The sequence below is a fragment of the Marinobacter sp. BSs20148 genome, from assembly GCF_000283275.1.
Lineage (GTDB): Bacteria > Pseudomonadota > Gammaproteobacteria > Pseudomonadales > Oleiphilaceae > Marinobacter > Marinobacter psychrophilus.
The window spans coordinates 3,687,516-3,703,039 of record NC_018268.1; the positions used below are offsets into that span (position 1 = coordinate 3,687,516).

Annotated in this window: 15 protein-coding genes; 8 read left to right on the forward strand and 7 right to left on the reverse strand. The window is 57.3% G+C overall.

Features of this window, described 5'->3' with window-relative positions; all coding sequences use genetic code 11:
* Window positions 1-2: 2 nt before the first annotated feature.
* From MRBBS_RS16855 to MRBBS_RS16880, 6 genes are read right to left on the reverse strand one after another with little or no spacing between them, the layout of a single operon-like run.
* On the reverse strand, window positions 3-455 hold the full coding sequence (locus MRBBS_RS16855; RefSeq protein ID WP_014872802.1) for a DUF423 domain-containing protein: 453 nt from the start codon (window positions 453-455) through the stop codon (window positions 3-5).
* Window positions 445-1,245 (reverse strand): symmetrical bis(5'-nucleosyl)-tetraphosphatase, encoded by an 801-nt coding sequence (locus MRBBS_RS16860; protein WP_014872803.1) that lies wholly within the window; start codon window positions 1,243-1,245, stop codon window positions 445-447. The genes MRBBS_RS16855 and MRBBS_RS16860 overlap by 11 nt, the downstream gene beginning before the upstream one ends.
* 6 nt (window positions 1,246-1,251) lie before the next feature.
* Window positions 1,252-2,085, reverse strand: coding sequence for a 16S rRNA (adenine(1518)-N(6)/adenine(1519)-N(6))-dimethyltransferase RsmA (gene rsmA / locus MRBBS_RS16865; RefSeq protein ID WP_014872804.1), 834 nt, complete (start codon window positions 2,083-2,085; stop codon window positions 1,252-1,254).
* On the reverse strand, window positions 2,082-3,095 hold the full coding sequence (gene pdxA, locus MRBBS_RS16870) for a 4-hydroxythreonine-4-phosphate dehydrogenase PdxA (RefSeq protein WP_014872805.1): 1,014 nt from the start codon (window positions 3,093-3,095) through the stop codon (window positions 2,082-2,084). The genes rsmA and pdxA overlap by 4 nt, the downstream gene beginning before the upstream one ends.
* Window positions 3,092-4,441: a peptidylprolyl isomerase gene (locus MRBBS_RS16875; RefSeq protein WP_014872806.1), complete on the reverse strand. Its 1,350-nt coding sequence runs from the start codon at window positions 4,439-4,441 to the stop codon at window positions 3,092-3,094. The genes pdxA and MRBBS_RS16875 overlap by 4 nt, the downstream gene beginning before the upstream one ends.
* A gap of 52 nt (window positions 4,442-4,493) precedes the next feature.
* Complete coding sequence (locus MRBBS_RS16880) at window positions 4,494-6,896, reverse strand: LPS-assembly protein LptD (RefSeq protein WP_014872807.1); 2,403 nt, start codon at window positions 6,894-6,896, stop codon at window positions 4,494-4,496.
* Window positions 6,897-7,116: 220 nt separating this feature from the next.
* On the opposite strand from MRBBS_RS16880, the gene MRBBS_RS16885 reads away from it, so the two are divergent.
* The 3 genes from MRBBS_RS16885 to MRBBS_RS16895 are packed head-to-tail and all read left to right on the forward strand — an operon-like array spanning window position 7,117 to window position 9,640.
* Window positions 7,117-8,193 carry an aminoglycoside phosphotransferase family protein gene (locus tag MRBBS_RS16885; RefSeq protein ID WP_014872808.1) on the forward strand — a complete coding sequence of 359 codons (1,077 nt, stop codon included), beginning with the start codon at window positions 7,117-7,119 and terminating at the stop codon, window positions 8,191-8,193.
* A complete protein-coding gene (murU, locus tag MRBBS_RS16890; protein ID WP_014872809.1) occupies window positions 8,190-8,894 on the forward strand; it encodes an N-acetylmuramate alpha-1-phosphate uridylyltransferase MurU in 705 nt (234 codons plus the stop codon). The genes MRBBS_RS16885 and murU overlap by 4 nt, the downstream gene beginning before the upstream one ends.
* Window positions 8,891-9,640 (forward strand): Fis family transcriptional regulator, encoded by a 750-nt coding sequence (locus MRBBS_RS16895; RefSeq protein ID WP_014872810.1) that lies wholly within the window; start codon window positions 8,891-8,893, stop codon window positions 9,638-9,640. Before murU ends, MRBBS_RS16895 begins: the two co-directional genes overlap by 4 nt.
* 50 nt (window positions 9,641-9,690) lie before the next feature.
* Here the strand turns inward: MRBBS_RS16895 and MRBBS_RS16900 are convergent, their stop codons facing one another.
* Window positions 9,691-10,722, reverse strand: a complete 1,032-nt coding sequence (locus MRBBS_RS16900) for a DUF3530 family protein (protein WP_227497536.1) — start codon at window positions 10,720-10,722, stop codon at window positions 9,691-9,693.
* 232 nt (window positions 10,723-10,954) lie between these two features.
* Between MRBBS_RS16900 and rpe the strand changes: the two genes are divergently transcribed.
* The 5 genes from rpe to trpD are packed head-to-tail and all read left to right on the forward strand — an operon-like array spanning window position 10,955 to window position 15,511.
* Window positions 10,955-11,641, forward strand: a complete 687-nt coding sequence (rpe, locus tag MRBBS_RS16905) for a ribulose-phosphate 3-epimerase (protein WP_014872812.1) — start codon at window positions 10,955-10,957, stop codon at window positions 11,639-11,641.
* A gap of 12 nt (window positions 11,642-11,653) precedes the next feature.
* Window positions 11,654-12,343: a phosphoglycolate phosphatase gene (locus tag MRBBS_RS16910; RefSeq protein WP_014872813.1), complete on the forward strand. Its 690-nt coding sequence runs from the start codon at window positions 11,654-11,656 to the stop codon at window positions 12,341-12,343.
* A gap of 26 nt (window positions 12,344-12,369) precedes the next feature.
* On the forward strand, window positions 12,370-13,857 hold the full coding sequence (gene trpE / locus MRBBS_RS16915; protein WP_014872814.1) for an anthranilate synthase component I: 1,488 nt from the start codon (window positions 12,370-12,372) through the stop codon (window positions 13,855-13,857).
* 15 nt (window positions 13,858-13,872) lie between these two features.
* Complete coding sequence (locus MRBBS_RS16920) at window positions 13,873-14,478, forward strand: aminodeoxychorismate/anthranilate synthase component II (RefSeq protein ID WP_014872815.1); 606 nt, start codon at window positions 13,873-13,875, stop codon at window positions 14,476-14,478.
* Between the two features lie 4 nt (window positions 14,479-14,482).
* Entirely contained in the window at window positions 14,483-15,511 is a 1,029-nt protein-coding gene (gene trpD, locus MRBBS_RS16925; protein ID WP_014872816.1) for an anthranilate phosphoribosyltransferase, read from the forward strand.
* Window positions 15,512-15,524: the final 13 nt, after the last annotated feature.

Genomic DNA, 15,524 nt, shown 5'->3' on the forward strand with positions numbered 1-15,524 from the left:
CCTTATTCAATCTGTTTTGAATGCGCTTTACATGTGAGTGCCGCCACCGCAAGCAGCGACCAGCCAATCATGAAACATAAGCCGCCAACCGGCGTAATCAGACCAATACCCTTGGTTTGAACCAGCGCCAGCGTATACAAACTGCCGCTGAACAGAACCACACCAGCGAGCATGAAAGCCGCCGCCAACGTCAGCAGCTTACGTGACACGCCAAAGCCGGCCAGTGCAGCCACCAGAATAAGTCCCAAGGCATGGTACATCTGGTAAGTCGCAGCCATCTCAAACACTTCCAAACCGCGAGCATCGACCACATTACGCAGGCCGTGGGCGCCAAAAGCACCCGCCATCACCGCGGTCAGTGCCAGTAGGGCACCGGTTACCAAAGCCCAGATCATCAACGCTGGACGAGCCGCAGTCAGGCCAGCCAGTCCCAATTCAGCATGTTTAGCAGTCACAGCAGGTGATCTCCTCGCTATCCAGGTCCATCATGGTCAGTGCTCCGCCCCAGACACAGCCGGTATCCAGGCCGATAAAGCGTTTGTGACCGGTATGGCCCTCCAGTGCGGCCCAGTGGCCGAACACCACGCGGGTGCTGTCGGCGCGGGTGTAGTCAAACCAGGGCGCAAATCCCGCCGGTGCGGTGTCCACCGATTCTTTGGCCGTCAGTTCCAAAGCGCCATCGGGTGAGATAAAGCGCATGCGGGTAAAGTAATTGGTAATCACCCGCCAGCGGTCCATGCCACTCAGGCCAGGTTGCCAGGCTGCGGGCTGATTGCCGTACATGCCGGCAAAATATTCAGCGGCTTGCGGGCCACGGATTACCTGTTCTACTTCGCGAGCGTGGGTACCGGCCTGCGCCACCGTCCAGATATGAGGCAGCCCGGCATGAGCCATAAACAGATCACGCTTGGGGTCATAAACGCACAGTTTCTGCTGGCGCAGCCAATCCAGAAGCTGATCGCGATCGGGCGCCGTTAAAATGCTGTCGAGAGTGTCTTTACGCTTTGTCTTGTGGTCTGCCATAGCCACCGCTAGCAGGTGCAAGTCGTGATTGCCTAAAACCACCTCGGCGCTGGTGCCCAGGTTGGCAATATAGCGCAGTGTTTTCAGGGACTCCGGACCGCGGTTGATTAAATCTCCCGCTACCCACAAACGGTCCCGCGACGGCGAGAATCCGACCTTGTCTAACACCTGCTGCAAAGCGTCGTAACACCCTTGAATGTCACCAATGGCATACTCACTCATAGACGGTCACTCATTGCCAGCTCCGGGCGCCTCAATGTCAGCACTTGGTGCGCGTGTTACCAGATAGTCAGCGATGGCGACATAGTCCGCCAGACCGAGATTTTCCGGGCGCAAGCCGTCATTGATGCCTAGCTGCTGGAGCTCGGCGGCGGTCACAAAACCGCCAAGAGCCTTGCGCAGGGTTTTACGACGGGCGTTAAACGCGCTGCGCACCACCGCCTGCAGCGTACCCAGGTCTTTAGCCGGGTGCGGTAAGGTGACGTACGGCACCAGCCGGACAATGAACGAGTCCACTTTTGGTGCAGGGCGGAAGGCATCCGGCCCAACTTCAAACAGTGGCTGCACTTTGCAGAAATACTGGGTCATGATGCCCAGACGGCCATAATTGTTGTCGCCCGGTATCGCCGCCATACGCTGCACCACTTCTTTTTGCAGCATGAAGTGCATGTCCTTAACCACGCCACTGTGGGCCAGCAAGTGAAAAATCAGTGGAGTTGAGATGTTATAGGGCAGATTGCCAATAATCCGCAGCGGCTGTTCGCCCACCAGTTCGTTAAAGTCGAACTTCAGCGCGTCAGCCTGGTGGATGCGAAATTCCGGATAGTTAAAGAATTTGGTGCGCAATATTGGTATCAAATCGCGATCCAGCTCCACCACCTGCAGGCGCGGATTTATCGCCAGAATTTCTTCGGTGATGGCGCCCAGGCCGGGGCCGATTTCAACAATAGACTGATCGGGCTTGGGCGCAATAGAGCGGACAATACGCTCGATAACACCGGGGTCGTGAAGGAAGTTCTGGCCAAAGCGTTTGCGGGCCTGATGGCCGGGTTGTCTGCTCACGGTATTTCTCTCTTTATCTGATTGGCGCGCAAACCACGGGCCATTTGTTCACCCACACGAATGGCTGTTAACAGGCTGCCGCCGTCGGCTTTGCCGGTGCCAGCCAAATCCAGCGCGGTGCCATGGTCTACCGAAGTGCGCACAATGGGCAAGCCGAGGGTGATATTCACCGCGCGACCAAAACCCTGAAATTTCAACACCGGCAGGCCTTGATCGTGGAACATCGCCAGTGCGACGTCGGCGTTATCAAGCCAGTGCGGCGTAAATAGAGTATCTGCGGGTAGTGGACCGGTCAGACCTATACCTTCGGCGCGCAACCGCGCCAGCGTGGGTTCAATCACTTCGATTTCTTCCCGCCCCAAATGCCCGCCTTCACCGGCATGGGGGTTCAGTCCGGCCACCAGAATGCGCGGCTGGGCAATATTGAAAAAGGTTTTCAGATCGGCGTTCAGAATCCGCACCACCTGGCTCAGACGTTCGGGGGTTATGGCCGCCGACACGTCTTTAAGCGGCAAGTGGGTGGTGACCAACGCCACCCGCAATTCGTCGGTGGCCAACATCATGACCACCCGCTCAACACCACACAACTTCTGCAGGAACTCGGTGTGACCAATAAAGGCGATGCCTGCGTCGTTAATCACCCCCTTATGCACCGGTGCGGTCACCATGCCGTCAAAACTGCCGTTCAGGCAACCTTCAGCAGCGCACGTCAGGGTATCCAGCACATATTGGCTGTTGCCGGTATCCAGCTGGCCAGCCTGATCACTAATACAACCGTTAACGTGCAAGACCGACAACTCGCCGGCGGCAGTGCTAGCAACCATTCCGGGCTGCCAAGCTATGATTTGAACGCTTAGCCCCAGCAAGCGGGCACGGGCTTCCAGCAACGGCTGGCTGGCCACCACAACAATGCCTACCTGCCGTTCCTGACCGGCCAGTTGCAGGCATAATTCAGGCCCAATGCCGGCGGGTTCCCCCGCGGTCAGGGCCAGGGTAATCCGCTCACTCATGATGCGTTTTCATCTATGTTGGCAGCCTCAGCGTTACTGCTTTCGGCATACCCCGGCTTGAACTCAACAAAAGCCTCATCACGAATTTCCCGCAACCAGTTCTGCAGTTCATTTTCAAACTTGCGCTGGTACAGGGTCTGGCGGGTTTCAGACTCGCGGAATTCGTCGCTCATGTCTTTCTGCCGACGCTCTTGCACCTGCAAAAGATGCCAACCGAACTGGGAACGCACGGGGCCTTCAATCTGCCCCACGGTGGCGTTTTGCATGGCCTGTTCAAATTCTGGCACCATCTGCCCAGGATTCACCCAACCCAGGTTACCACCGTCAGAACCCGATACTGTGTCGTCAGACTCGGCCTTGGCCAGCTCGGCGAAATCAGCGCCGTTTTGCAATTTTTCAAAAAGATCGCGGACCTTGTCCTCGGCTTCGGCCTCGGTGATCGCCTCAGACGGCTGCACCAGAATATGCCTTACCCGGTTTTGCTGAACCAGTTTCTGCTGTTCGCCACCGCGCTGCTCCATCACCATCACCAGGTGAAAACCGCTGCTATTCTGTAGTACGTCAGACGGCTGGCCCGCCATCAGGTCTGGCACGACCGGAGCCACCAGAGACGGCAATTGGCTTTCAACGCGCCAGCCCATGTCACCGCCCTCAAGGGCGTTGCTGGCATCCGATTCTGCTACTGCAACCGCGCGAAAATCCCGGCCTTCCACAATCTGCTGGCGCAGTGTCTCGGCCTTGCTACGAGCGGCTTGAACCGACGCATCGCTGCTTGGGTCCTCGGTTTCGATAAAGATGTAAGCCAGGCGATACTCGGCGGTGTTGCCACCGCCGGCTTGCTGCGCCTGCTGATAATTTTCCACTTCGCGGTCTGTTACCCGAATACGGCTGCCCACCTGGCGCTGCTGGACCCGGCTGGTGAGCAGTTCATTGCGGATCTGTTCGCGGGCATCACGGTAGCTGACGCCTTCGCTGGCCAACTGCTGTTCGAACTGCTCCAGGCTCATGCCATTGCGACCGGCAATGCTGCCCATGGTTTCGTTCAGTTCGTTATCGCTGATGCGCATGCCCATTTTGCCCGCCATCTGCAGCTGCACCGATTCGGTAATCAGCTGATCCAGCACCCGCTCCTGAAGCAAACTGCGCGGCGGCAAGGTGGTTTCCTGGACTTGCAGCCGGGTAACAATGGTGTTGATGCGGGCATCCAGCTCGGTGGCCAGAATCACGTCGTCATCGACAATCGCAACCACTTGGTCCAGCAGCTGGCGCTCGGCCTGAGCCGCCAGCGGTAGCAATGCCAACACCAGCATCAGGGATGTTACACAGTGGCGAAAGGTCGCCTTCATAGTCACCTCATTGTTAAACAGTGGCATAGCGTTTAAAAGCTCCAAAATTGTGTTACGGCGCGCTAAAGCGGCGGCGTTCGCGCTCATCAAAACCATAAATGGCGTCGGCAATGCTGGTAGAGGCGCCGCCGGTGCCCCCCAGGCCTTTAAGCTGTATCTGGAATAGTATACGGCTGTCCAGTTCTTGATCGTCGGTAAAGTAATTCTGGTGTACCAGCTGCAGACTCCAGCAACAATTATTGTATTCCACTCCCGCCAGCGAACCCACGGTACGGTCCAGATCGGTGTCGTGCACCCAACGCCCAATCAGGCTCAGGCGTTTGCTAACCGGAAACACCACGCCCACATCGGCCTGTTCCAGTTGGGTCGCCGCGGCAGTACCTTTGCTGTAGGTGTGGCCCACGCTGGCCAGATAGCGGTAATCGCGAGAATGGAAGGTTAACTGGCTACGGCCTTCCTCGGTTTGGTTGGCGTCCGGATCCCACAGCAGAGAACTGCGAATCTCCAGAGTATCCAGCGGGCTCAGCACCACTTCAGCTGCCATCGGCGATCGGCTGCGGTCTTCCGCGCCCGCGCCAAACAGACTGACGTCTCGATCTTCAAAATACTGGATCTGGCCCAGGCTAAAGCGAGCGCGTTCGGCACCGGTCTGCAGATCGTTAAAACGGCTCGTCAGTGCCACCGTTAACTGATTGGTGTCGCCTACCCGGTCGCCACCGGTAAAGCGGTTGCGCTGAAACAGTTGGTCAAAGCGGAAAGACTTCAAATCAGTGTCAAAATCAGGGATGTCATTCTGGTCAGCGTCGGCGTCGGCCCAAGCGTAATAAAGCCGCGGCTCCAGAGTCTGGTTGAAAGGTATATCAAACAAGCTGCCCTGGCGATCGAAATACAAACCGTTATCCCACTGAACCACCGGTATCGTGCGTTCAAGATTACCGCTACCCAAGGTGTAGTCTTCCAGTTGATAACGGGTGTAGTCCAGGCTGAAAGAAGGCCGACTGTAACCCCAAAGTGCGCGCATCGGCAAAGCCAGTTCTGGTACCAGGCGAAAGCGCTGGCCATTGGCTCGATCCAGGCCGCTCAGGTTGTCGTTGTCGCGTTGGAAATAGGTGTACTGACTTTCAACGCCCAACTCTAAGACGCCGGCATCCGTCAGGGCCGAATACAGAACCTCCGGTAACTGGGCGTAAGGTCGGTTCACGTCGGCGATGCGCTTCGCCACGGTCTGATAATCGTTCAGATACGCGTCGAAGTACTGACTGGCATCCTGATAGCGCACGCCACTGCGGCGCTGAAGATGAGTCGCCTGGCTGATATCCAGGCTGCGATTCAGGTCGCTTAGGTAATCGTCATCGCTGACCACTGAAAAATCGCCGTACCCCGTCCAGCCTCGGCCCAAGGCCGCTTCGGTGGTGGCATCCAGCGCCCAGCGCTGGCCATTTTCGCCCGGATTTTCATCGCGGAAAAAAGTATCGTTATCGATATAGCCCAGCTGCAACGAGGTTTCGCCATAGCGACTCAAATAGCGACCTTCCGCTTCGGTAAACAGACCGCGACCACCAATGAATTGGGGCGTAATGGTGGCATCGTAGTTGGGCGCCAGATTCAGGTAATAAGGCAGCGCCACAAAACCACCGCCGCCAGCGTTAGAAGTACCGAATCCCGGATACAAAAACCCGCTCTTGCGACGGTCATCGATAGGAAAACTAACCCACGGCCAATAAAACACCGGCACATCCAACACTTCCAGACGTAAATGTTTGGCAGTGCCAAAACCTTTTGCCTGATCCAACCGGATCTCCTGCGCTACCAGCGCCCAGTCGTTCTGCTGTGGGCCACAAGTCGTTAGCAGACCCTGGCTGATGAGAACTTCGTTATCGCCGATTCGGGCCAGGCTCTGTGCCTGGCCGCGCATCTCCGGCCCGTGCAGCAAAAAGGTCGCGGTATTGATGTCTAAGCGACCGCTTTCGACGTTGTAATTAGCGGAATCACCTGTCAGCAAAAAACCTTCACCGCGGCTCGTCAAAGGACCGGTGATGGCCACCTGGCTCTCTGCTTGGCGGTATCGAGCTTCGGTTCCAGACACCTGAAAACTTCCCTGGCGCAGCGTCACGTCGCCCTGCAGGTACAATTCACTGTCGATTTCATAGCGCGCCGTCAGGCCGCTGGCCTGCAGTGGCTGCCCGCCACCGCTTTGCAGCGACACCATCGCATCACTGCCTTCAACAGTGCTCCCGCCCGGTAAATAACCACCCTCGCAAAAAGACGGCAGGCGCGTTTGGGCGCTGACAGGCAGTTGCTCGCGCAGCCGCCAGTCTATTTCAGCCGCCGATGGCGCCGGTTGTGCTGCCGCAGCCAAACCGCCACAACCCAAGATTCCGCCGCTCAGCAGACAGACCAACGAGCGCGGCAGGCGGCCAAAAAAATGCTGCCGTGGGTGATTACGCAATAACACGGTGGCCGTTATCCTGTGGTCAGTGGGTGGAAGGTTCAACAGTTTACACGGCGCCCCCCGGCTTGTTAACGGAAACCCCCGCCGGGCGAGCTTAACTTTCTTTCGGTCGCCGTTGCAGCAGGCTTTACTCCAACCGCGGATCTTCGTAGTTTAGTGCTCCAGAAGCCCGCATCCAAGCTGCGGGTACCGGCTTTTTACCCTTTAAGGAAACCCGCGCGCCATGGACCACCGTCTGCAACTGCTGACCCGCTGGGTCAGTCAATTCCCCGGCTTTGCAAACACCGCCGTGACGCCTGTAGCCGGCGATGCCAGTTTCAGGCGTTATTTTCGAGTATGGCGCAGCGCTGATTGGCGAGAGGCGCGGGGGGTGGCAAGGGCACACGGAGCGCAAGTCGATCAGGCGTTTATTGTGATGGACGCACCACCCGAGCACGAAGACTGCCGGCCTTTTGTTACCTTAGCTCAACATTGGCGTAGTCAGGGCGTTAAAGTGCCCGCCATTGTGCAGCAAGATCTGGCCCAGGGTCTTCTTCTGATCGAGGATTTTGGCGATTGCCTGTTGCTGGGTCAGCTCAACACGGCTAACACAGACAAACTTTACGGCAACGCACTGGCAGAACTCCTGCGCATTCAGCAACTGCCCAACAACCCTGACGACCCGCTGGCGCCTTATAGCAACGAATTACTGGATAGGGAAATGGCACTGTTCCGCGACTGGCTGCTACAGCGCCAACTAGGGCTAGAGCTGAACGACAGCGATCTTGCCATGCTAAGCAACACATTTACCCTGTTACGGGAAAGTGCCAGTGCACAGCCAAAGGTGCCAGTACACCGTGACTACCATTCCCGCAATCTGCTGGTAACGGGCGACGACGATCGCCCCGGCGTCATTGATTTTCAGGATGCGGTCATGGGGCCTGTCACCTATGACCTGGTGTCGCTGCTGAAGGACTGCTACGTGCAATGGCCTCACGAACGTGTTCAGAACTGGCTGGAAAGCTATCGCCAGAGCAGCCTGAGCGCCGGCTTGCACAGCGCTGATGCTGCCACCTTCCGCCAATGGTTCGAACTGATGGGCATGCAACGCCATCTGAAAGCCGCGGGTATTTTTGCCCGCCTGGCGCTGCGCGATGGCAAGCCGGACTACCTCAATGACATTCCCCGCACCCTTGGGTATCTGTGCAGTGCGAGCGGCCGCCAGCCGGCTTTGCGCCCCTTCCATGACTGGCTGCTGAACACTGTGGTGCCGGCGGTAGAAGCCACTTTGGGCCCAGTGCCCGGCGCGCACCAGCCATGAAAGCCATGATTCTGGCCGCGGGCAAAGGCAAGCGCATGCGTCCGCTGACCCTGCACACACCAAAACCGCTGCTGCAAGCCGGCGGCCAACCGCTGATTCACTACCACCTGCAGCGCCTTGCGCACAGCGGTTTTAACGACGTTATTATCAACCTTGCCTGGCTGGGCGAGCAGATTGCAAAGGCGCTGGGCAAGGGCGACGCCTTTGGCTTGAAGCTGAGTTATTCGCGCGAAGGCGAACCGCTGGAAACCGCCGGCGGCATTGTCCGCGCACTGCCCATGCTGACCGACGCCGGCGACGACTGGTTCGTGGTGATTAACGGCGACATCTGGTGCGACTTCGATTTGCGCGGGTTAAAACCACCCGGCAATGCCGACGCGTTGCTGGTTCTCACCGACAACCCCGTACACAACCCGCAAGGGGACTTTGCACTAAAGCCAGATGGCCGTATCAGCTGTAATGAAACCTTGCCCAAGCTTACATTTACCGGCGTTAGCCTGCTTAACCGCCGGCTGTTTGCAGGGTTAACAGACCAATCCGGCAAACTCGGGCCATTATTGCAGCAAGCCGCCGCGGCAAACCGAGTGAAAGGCGTTTATCATGGCGGTCAATGGCTGGACGTAGGTACACCGGAACGCCTCAGCTGGCTTGACCAGCAACTGCGCGCGCCAAGTTCTCGAGGGTTTCGAGGTTTCCGATGATAAAAAGACGCCCGGCATCACGGCGATTCGATAACGCCCTGCGCTATCTCCTTCCGCAACTTACACATTGCCAGAATCAGGCTGCAGGACTGCTTAAGCAGCAGCGGCTACCGCTTTTTGGTCAGCGCTATCTGTTCTTTTTCCTCGGCCATATTGCCAAGGCAGAAGGCGCAATCGGTAAGGCAGACATTCACTACGCCGAGGCGCTGATGGCCGCATTAAGCCTGAATCGGCGCCAGCGTAAACGCGCCGTTCACTGGTTCACTCAAGGCAAAACCAGGGGTCAACTTGGGCCGTTGAAGGCTTGGTGGCTAACCATGGTTACGCCCCTATTGGCAAAGCAGGCTGTGATGCTGGCCATTTGCCTGTGCCACAGCGCACAACTGCATGGCCGGCCATCACAGGCGCGACGTTACCGCTGTGAAGACGCCATAGTGCAGAGTGGTCTGCCGGTAGGCGTAAGCGATGACATCTTCGACCATTACGCGGCCCAGGCGTGGCCGCCAGCGACGACCCTACCCCCAGCACCGAAAAGCTACCAAGACGCCTGCGAGATTCTGGGCATTACTCGCCACGATTCTCTACAAGAGGCCAAACGTATTTGGCGCCGCAAAGTTTCTTCAATACATCCGGACAAACTCGCCCAGCAACAACTTACCCACGCCGAACTGGCGGCTGCAAAAGAACGCCTGCTGCGCTATCAGCAAGCCTGGGAGTTCATTAAACAACGCCACAAGCCATCGTAGTGCTGATGCCTTAGCTCGTTCGGCCGCGGCGCTTCGCGCCAAGCAATCTGCTAATCCATAGCCGGCTTGTTGTCCGCTTTTATCCACGCCGCCAGGCGGCTAGCCAAAGCGTCACCTTGCTGCGCTACCACCGGCTCTTGCACCATTACTCGCTGGCGCTGGTACTGCGCAACCTCAACCTGGTTCATAACGGTCGTGCGCTGCATTGCGCTCTGCGACCGGTTACCCCTCGCAGCCTGCACATCTAGCACACGTAAGCGGGGAGTTTCGGTAAAACGTTCTGCCAACACGTTAAGGTCACGAGGATAAAACCTGGGCAGTAGCCAAACCAAACCTGTGCTGTCGGCCAATTCTGGCAGCGCAGTGGCAAAGTTGGCGCCCCGGCCAACGCCCACAATCACCACATTCGGGTAACCTTCGCGTTTCAGATAGCCAACGGCCGCCCGTAACTGCGCAGCCACTTCCTGGCGATACTGCACCTCCGCCTCAGACAATTCGGTACCCGCCATTACGTCAATCAGCATAGGGTCTGGATCTGGGTTTGAGGACGTTTCGGCAACATCGGCCGCCACCGGCTGGGGCGCCTGGCCTTCATCTGCAGCCGACACAGCAGGCGATACTTCAGGTAGCGGCAGTTCGCGCTCCATCACCTGTTTCAACCCACCCGTCGGCGCCCTCAGGCCTAGCGTAAGAGCTGCCAGCCCCCGGTCAGCCAGGCTTTCGGCAAAGGCGGTCACAAATCCTTCACCTGCGTTATGGCCTTCATCTGCCAATACCACAACACCAATGGTTGCTGCATTTTTCAGTGGTGTGAAAACCAGCGACAGCACAGAAGTTGGCGTGCCGTCGGCGCCATCGACCTCTAGCCACACCGCAGACTGAGGCCACTGCTGCTGCAGTGCCATGGTGCCCTGGCCGGTTACCACGCTGGCCCGTTGTGGCCGGTCGTCAGCTAGCTGCGCCGCTTTATCGTCGGGATTAGAATTTGGCTCCGCTACCTCATCGGCAGCGGCGACATCATCACCGGTCTGAACCGCAGCGGCAGGCTCATCTTGCGCCTGAGTCAAAGACGGAGCAGACATGACCAACAACCCGGTAAATGACAACAGCATTGCCTGAAGCCGGAAACTGCACCCAACGGACCGCAGGCCAGCGTTTAACAACAAACGTTTATCCATCACTTACATTGCCACCCATTGCGCTATCTCGCTGCGAAAAACTCTTGTGAACTGATAGACTAGCAGTCGCAGCCGTGCCCAGCACCAACCATACCGAAATGCCGGAACCGTTCCGGCCGACAGCCAGAGGCGAACCATGAATCCGTACCTGATCGCACCCTCCATCCTTTCTGCCGATTTTGCCCGTTTGGGCGAGGAAGTGGACAACGTATTGGCCGCCGGTGCCGACGTGGTGCATTTTGATGTTATGGACAATCATTACGTGCCCAACCTGACCATCGGCCCAATGGTCTGCGAGGCACTGCGCAAACACGGCGTTACCGCGCCCATTGACGTACATCTTATGGTGTCTCCAGTGGACGACCTGATTCGCAAGTTCATAGATGCAGGCGCCAGCTATATTACTTTCCACCCGGAAGCGTCCCAGCACGTTGACCGTTCTTTGCAGCTGATCCGCGATGGCGGCTGCAAAGCCGGGCTGGTGTTTAATCCTGCAACGTCGCTCCAGTACATGGACTATGTGATGGACAAGCTCGACATGGTTCTGATGATGTCGGTAAACCCTGGTTTTGGCGGCCAGAAGTTCATCCCCGGCACCCTGGATAAACTGCGCGAAGCGCGTAAGCGTATAGACGCCAGCGATTACAATATCCGCCTTGAAATAGATGGCGGAGTTAAAACAGGCAATATTCGCGAAATTGCCGAAGCGGGTGCCGATACCTTTGTTGCCGGTTCAGCCATTTTCAATACCGATGATTACAAGGCCACCATTGACGCCATACGCGCCGAACTTGAACACGCCAGTAAAACTCTGGGCTTTTGAACGGAACCTGCCATGACTCTGAAAGGTCTTTTTAACACACACTGGCCAGCCGCCGCCCTGTTTGATCTGGATGGCACCCTGGTTGATAGCGCGCTGGACTTGGCCGCTGCCGTTGACCAAACCCTGGAACGGCTGGATCGCCCACCTGCCGGCATTGATCAGGTGCGCCAGTGGGTAGGCCACGGCGCCGCCATTCTGATCCGCCGCGCGCTGGCAGGAAAAGCCGACTGGCAGCCAGCCAATGCTGCCGATGAAGCCCTATTCGAGGAGGCTATGACGCTGTTCTTTCAGCACTATGAAATAGCCAACGGCCAGCATGCCAAGGTGTACCCAGGCGTATTGGAATGCCTGAATCGATTGCAGCAAATGAACTGCCCGATGGCAATCGTCACCAACAAACCCGAGCAGTTTGTTGCACCCCTGTTAAAGCAGCTGAAACTCGACGGTTATTTCCAGCTGATCATAGGGGGCGACACTCTGGCCAGTAAAAAGCCCAATCCGGAACCTTTGCTGTACGCCATGGAAAAACTAAGCAGCCGGCCAGCAACGACGGTAATGGTCGGCGACTCGGCCGCTGATGTGCAAGCGGCCAAAGCCGCGGGCATTTCGTGCGTGGCCGTTACTTACGGCTACAACTTTGGCAACCCCGTGCAGGCACTGGGAGCCAATGCCGTGGTTGATTCCCTGAGCGAGCTTTTATAACCTCGCAGAATATAGGAAGCCCGATCATGACCCCCGAAAATTTCCGCGAGCTGGCACAAGCCGGCTACAACCGTATCCCCGTGTACCGTGAAGTACTGGCGGATATGGACACCCCGTTAAGCACCTATCTAAAACTGGCTAGCGGGCCCTATTCCTACCTGTTTGAATCCGTTCAGGGTGGAGAAAAATGGGGCCGTTATTCGATCATCGGCCTGCCCAGCCAGGAAGTGCTGAAAGTCTTCGATCACCGTATCGAAATCCGTCGCCATGGCGAGCTGGTAGAAAGCAGCGAAGTAAAAGACCCACTGGCCTTCATCGCCAGCTATCAGGAACGTTTCCACGCCCCTGATCTGGTTGAACTGCCGCGTTTCAACGGTGGCTTGGTGGGCTATTTTGGCTACGATACCGTTCGCTACATTGAAAAGCGTTTGGCCAGCAGCTGCCCGCCAGACCGCATTGGCACACCGGACATCCTGCTAATGGTGTCTAACGAACTGGTGGTGTTCGACAACCTGCGCGGCAAACTGCACCTGATTGTTCACGTAAACCCGGCCAACGAAGGCGCCTTTGAACAGGCCCAGAAGCGCCTGGATCAACTGGAACAGCAGTTACGCCAAAACACCGCTCAAACACCAAAAACCCCGACTCATCTGCGCGGCAAAACCGTGGATGAAAGCGAGTTCGTGTCCGGCTTCAGCCAAGAAAAATTCGAAGCCGCCGTGGACACCATCAAGGACTACGTACTGGATGGCGACGTGATGCAAACCGTCATTTCCCAACGCATGTCGATTCCGTTTGAGGCGCCGCCGCTGAATCTGTACCGCTCGCTGCGAATAATGAATCCCTCGCCGTACATGTACTTTCTGGACCTGGACGATTTTCACATTGTGGGTTCGTCACCGGAAATTCTGGCGCGAATGGAAGACCGCGAAGTGACCGTGCGGCCCATCGCCGGCACCCGCAAACGCGGCGCGACCGAAGCTGAAGACCGCGCCCTGGAAGCCGAACTGCTGGCTGACCCAAAAGAAATTGCCGAGCACCTGATGCTGATTGACTTGGGCCGCAACGACGCGGGCCGGGTATCGGAAACCGGCACCGTAAGACTGACCGAGAAAATGGCGGTTGAGCGCTACTCCCATGTAATGCACATCGTATCGAACGTCACCGGCCAGGTAAAAGACGGCATCAGCTGCCTTGATGTCCTAAAAGCCACTCTGCCTGCCGGCACATTAAGCGGCGCACCAAAAACCCGTGCCATGGAAATCATTGACGAGCTGGAGCCGGTCAAACGCGGCGTGTATGGCGGCGCCGTGGGCTATTTGTCGTTCAACGGCAATATGGACACCGCCATCGCCATCCGCACCGCGGTGATCAAAGACAACACCCTGCACATACAGGCCGGCGCCGGTATAGTCGCAGATTCTGTACCACGCCTGGAATGGAAAGAAACCATGAACAAAGGCCGCGCCATTTTCCGCGCCGTCGCCATGACCTACAACGACTTTGACCACTAAGGCGAGGGACAAATTATGCTTTTAATGATCGACAACTATGACTCCTTCACCTACAACGTGGTGCAGTACCTGGCCGAGCTGGGCGCCGATGTGCAGGTGCATCGCAACGACGAAATCACCGTGAAGCAGATTGAAGCGCTAAACCCGGAACGGCTGGTGATTTCCCCCGGCCCCTGTACCCCCAGCGAAGCCGGCATCTCTATGGACGTTATCCGCCATTTCGCCGGCAAAATTCCCATATTGGGCATCTGCCTTGGCCACCAGGCTATCGGCCAGGTGTTCGGCGGCCAAGTGATTCGGGCCGGCCGAGTCATGCACGGCAAAGTGTCTCCGGTTTACCATCACAGCAAAGGCGTATTCCGCGGCCTGAACAACCCGCTGCAGGCCACCCGCTACCACAGCCTGGTGATTGAACAGGGCACCCTGCCGGAGTGCCTGGACGTGACCGCCTGGACTCGCAACAACGACGGCAGCGTGGAAGAAATCATGGGTGTGCGCCACAAAACCCTGGCCGTGGAAGGCGTCCAGTTTCACCCTGAATCCATCATGAGTGAACAGGGCCACGAACTGCTGCGTAATTTTTTACGAACTGAACACCCGCGAACAGAACAAAAAGGCTGACGTAATGGATATGAAAGACGCACTGAACCGGATCGCTGAAAGTCTCGACATGTCCCGTGACGAAATGAAACAGGTGATGCGCATTGTCATGAACGGCGAAGCCACCAACGCCCAGATTGGCGCTCTGCTGATGGGCCTGCGCATAAAGAGCGAAACCGTGGATGAAATTACCGGCGCGGTAGAAGTCATGCGCGAACTGGTGTCCGCTGTAAACGTTAACGCCGAACCGTTGGTCGACATAGTTGGCACCGGCGGCGACGGCGCCAACCTGTTCAACGTCTCTTCCGCGGCCGCCTTTGTCGTGGCTGCAGCCGGCGGCTTTGTAGCCAAACACGGCAACCGTGCGGTGTCTTCAAAAAGTGGCAGCGCCGATCTCATCGAACAGGCCGGAATCAACCTTAATTTAACACCGGAACAGGTCGCCCGCTGCGTTGAACAGGTCGGCGTTGGCTTTATGTTCGCCCCGGCCCACCACGGCGCCATGAAACACGCCATAGGCCCGCGCAAAGAGCTGGGCTGCCGCACTCTGTTTAACATCCTCGGGCCGATGACCAACCCCGCCGGTGTAAAACGCCAGTTGGTGGGTGTTTTCAGCAAAACTCTGTGCCGCCCCATGGCCGAAGTGCTGCAAAAACTCGGCTCTGAACACATCATGGTGGTGGCCTCAAAAGACGGCCTGGACGAAATCAGCCTGGCCAGCAGCACCCACGTGGCCGAGCTTAAAAACGGTGAAATCTTTGAATATGAAATAACTCCGGAAGACCTGGGCATAAAAAGCCAAACCCTGTCTGGTTTGACCGTCAACACCGCCGAAGAATCCCTGACCCTGATCAAAGCCGCCTTTGGCCGCGACCGCAACGAAAGCGCTGAGAAAGCCCGCGACATGATCGCCCTGAACGCCGGCGCTGCGATTTATATTGGGGGTCTGGCAGCCACCGCTAAAGAAGGCGTACAGCTGGCCCTGGACGCCCTCGGCTCCGGTCGGGCCAAGGGAAAGCTGAGCGAACTGGCGACGTTCTCCCAGTGCTTTTGAGCAACATGAACAG

Bases quoted from the DNA above. Each gene is read 5' to 3' on its own strand.
- MRBBS_RS16860 (WP_014872803.1), bottom strand. From the start codon at position 1,245: ATGAGTGAGTATGCCATTGGTGACATTCAAGGGTGTTACGACGCTTTG.
- pdxA (WP_014872805.1), bottom strand. From the start codon at position 3,095: ATGAGTGAGCGGATTACCCTGGCCCTGACCGCGGGGGAACCCGCCGGC.
- MRBBS_RS16875 (WP_014872806.1), bottom strand. From the start codon at position 4,441: ATGAAGGCGACCTTTCGCCACTGTGTAACATCCCTGATGCTGGTGTTG.
- MRBBS_RS16885 (WP_014872808.1), top strand. From the start codon at position 7,117: ATGGACCACCGTCTGCAACTGCTGACCCGCTGGGTCAGTCAATTCCCC.
- murU (WP_014872809.1), top strand. From the start codon at position 8,190: ATGAAAGCCATGATTCTGGCCGCGGGCAAAGGCAAGCGCATGCGTCCG.
- MRBBS_RS16895 (WP_014872810.1), top strand. From the start codon at position 8,891: ATGATAAAAAGACGCCCGGCATCACGGCGATTCGATAACGCCCTGCGC.
- MRBBS_RS16900 (WP_227497536.1), bottom strand. From the start codon at position 10,722: ATGTCTGCTCCGTCTTTGACTCAGGCGCAAGATGAGCCTGCCGCTGCG.
- rpe (WP_014872812.1), top strand. From the start codon at position 10,955: ATGAATCCGTACCTGATCGCACCCTCCATCCTTTCTGCCGATTTTGCC.
- MRBBS_RS16910 (WP_014872813.1), top strand. From the start codon at position 11,654: ATGACTCTGAAAGGTCTTTTTAACACACACTGGCCAGCCGCCGCCCTG.
- trpE (WP_014872814.1), top strand. From the start codon at position 12,370: ATGACCCCCGAAAATTTCCGCGAGCTGGCACAAGCCGGCTACAACCGT.
- MRBBS_RS16920 (WP_014872815.1), top strand. From the start codon at position 13,873: ATGCTTTTAATGATCGACAACTATGACTCCTTCACCTACAACGTGGTG.
- trpD (WP_014872816.1), top strand. From the start codon at position 14,483: ATGGATATGAAAGACGCACTGAACCGGATCGCTGAAAGTCTCGACATG.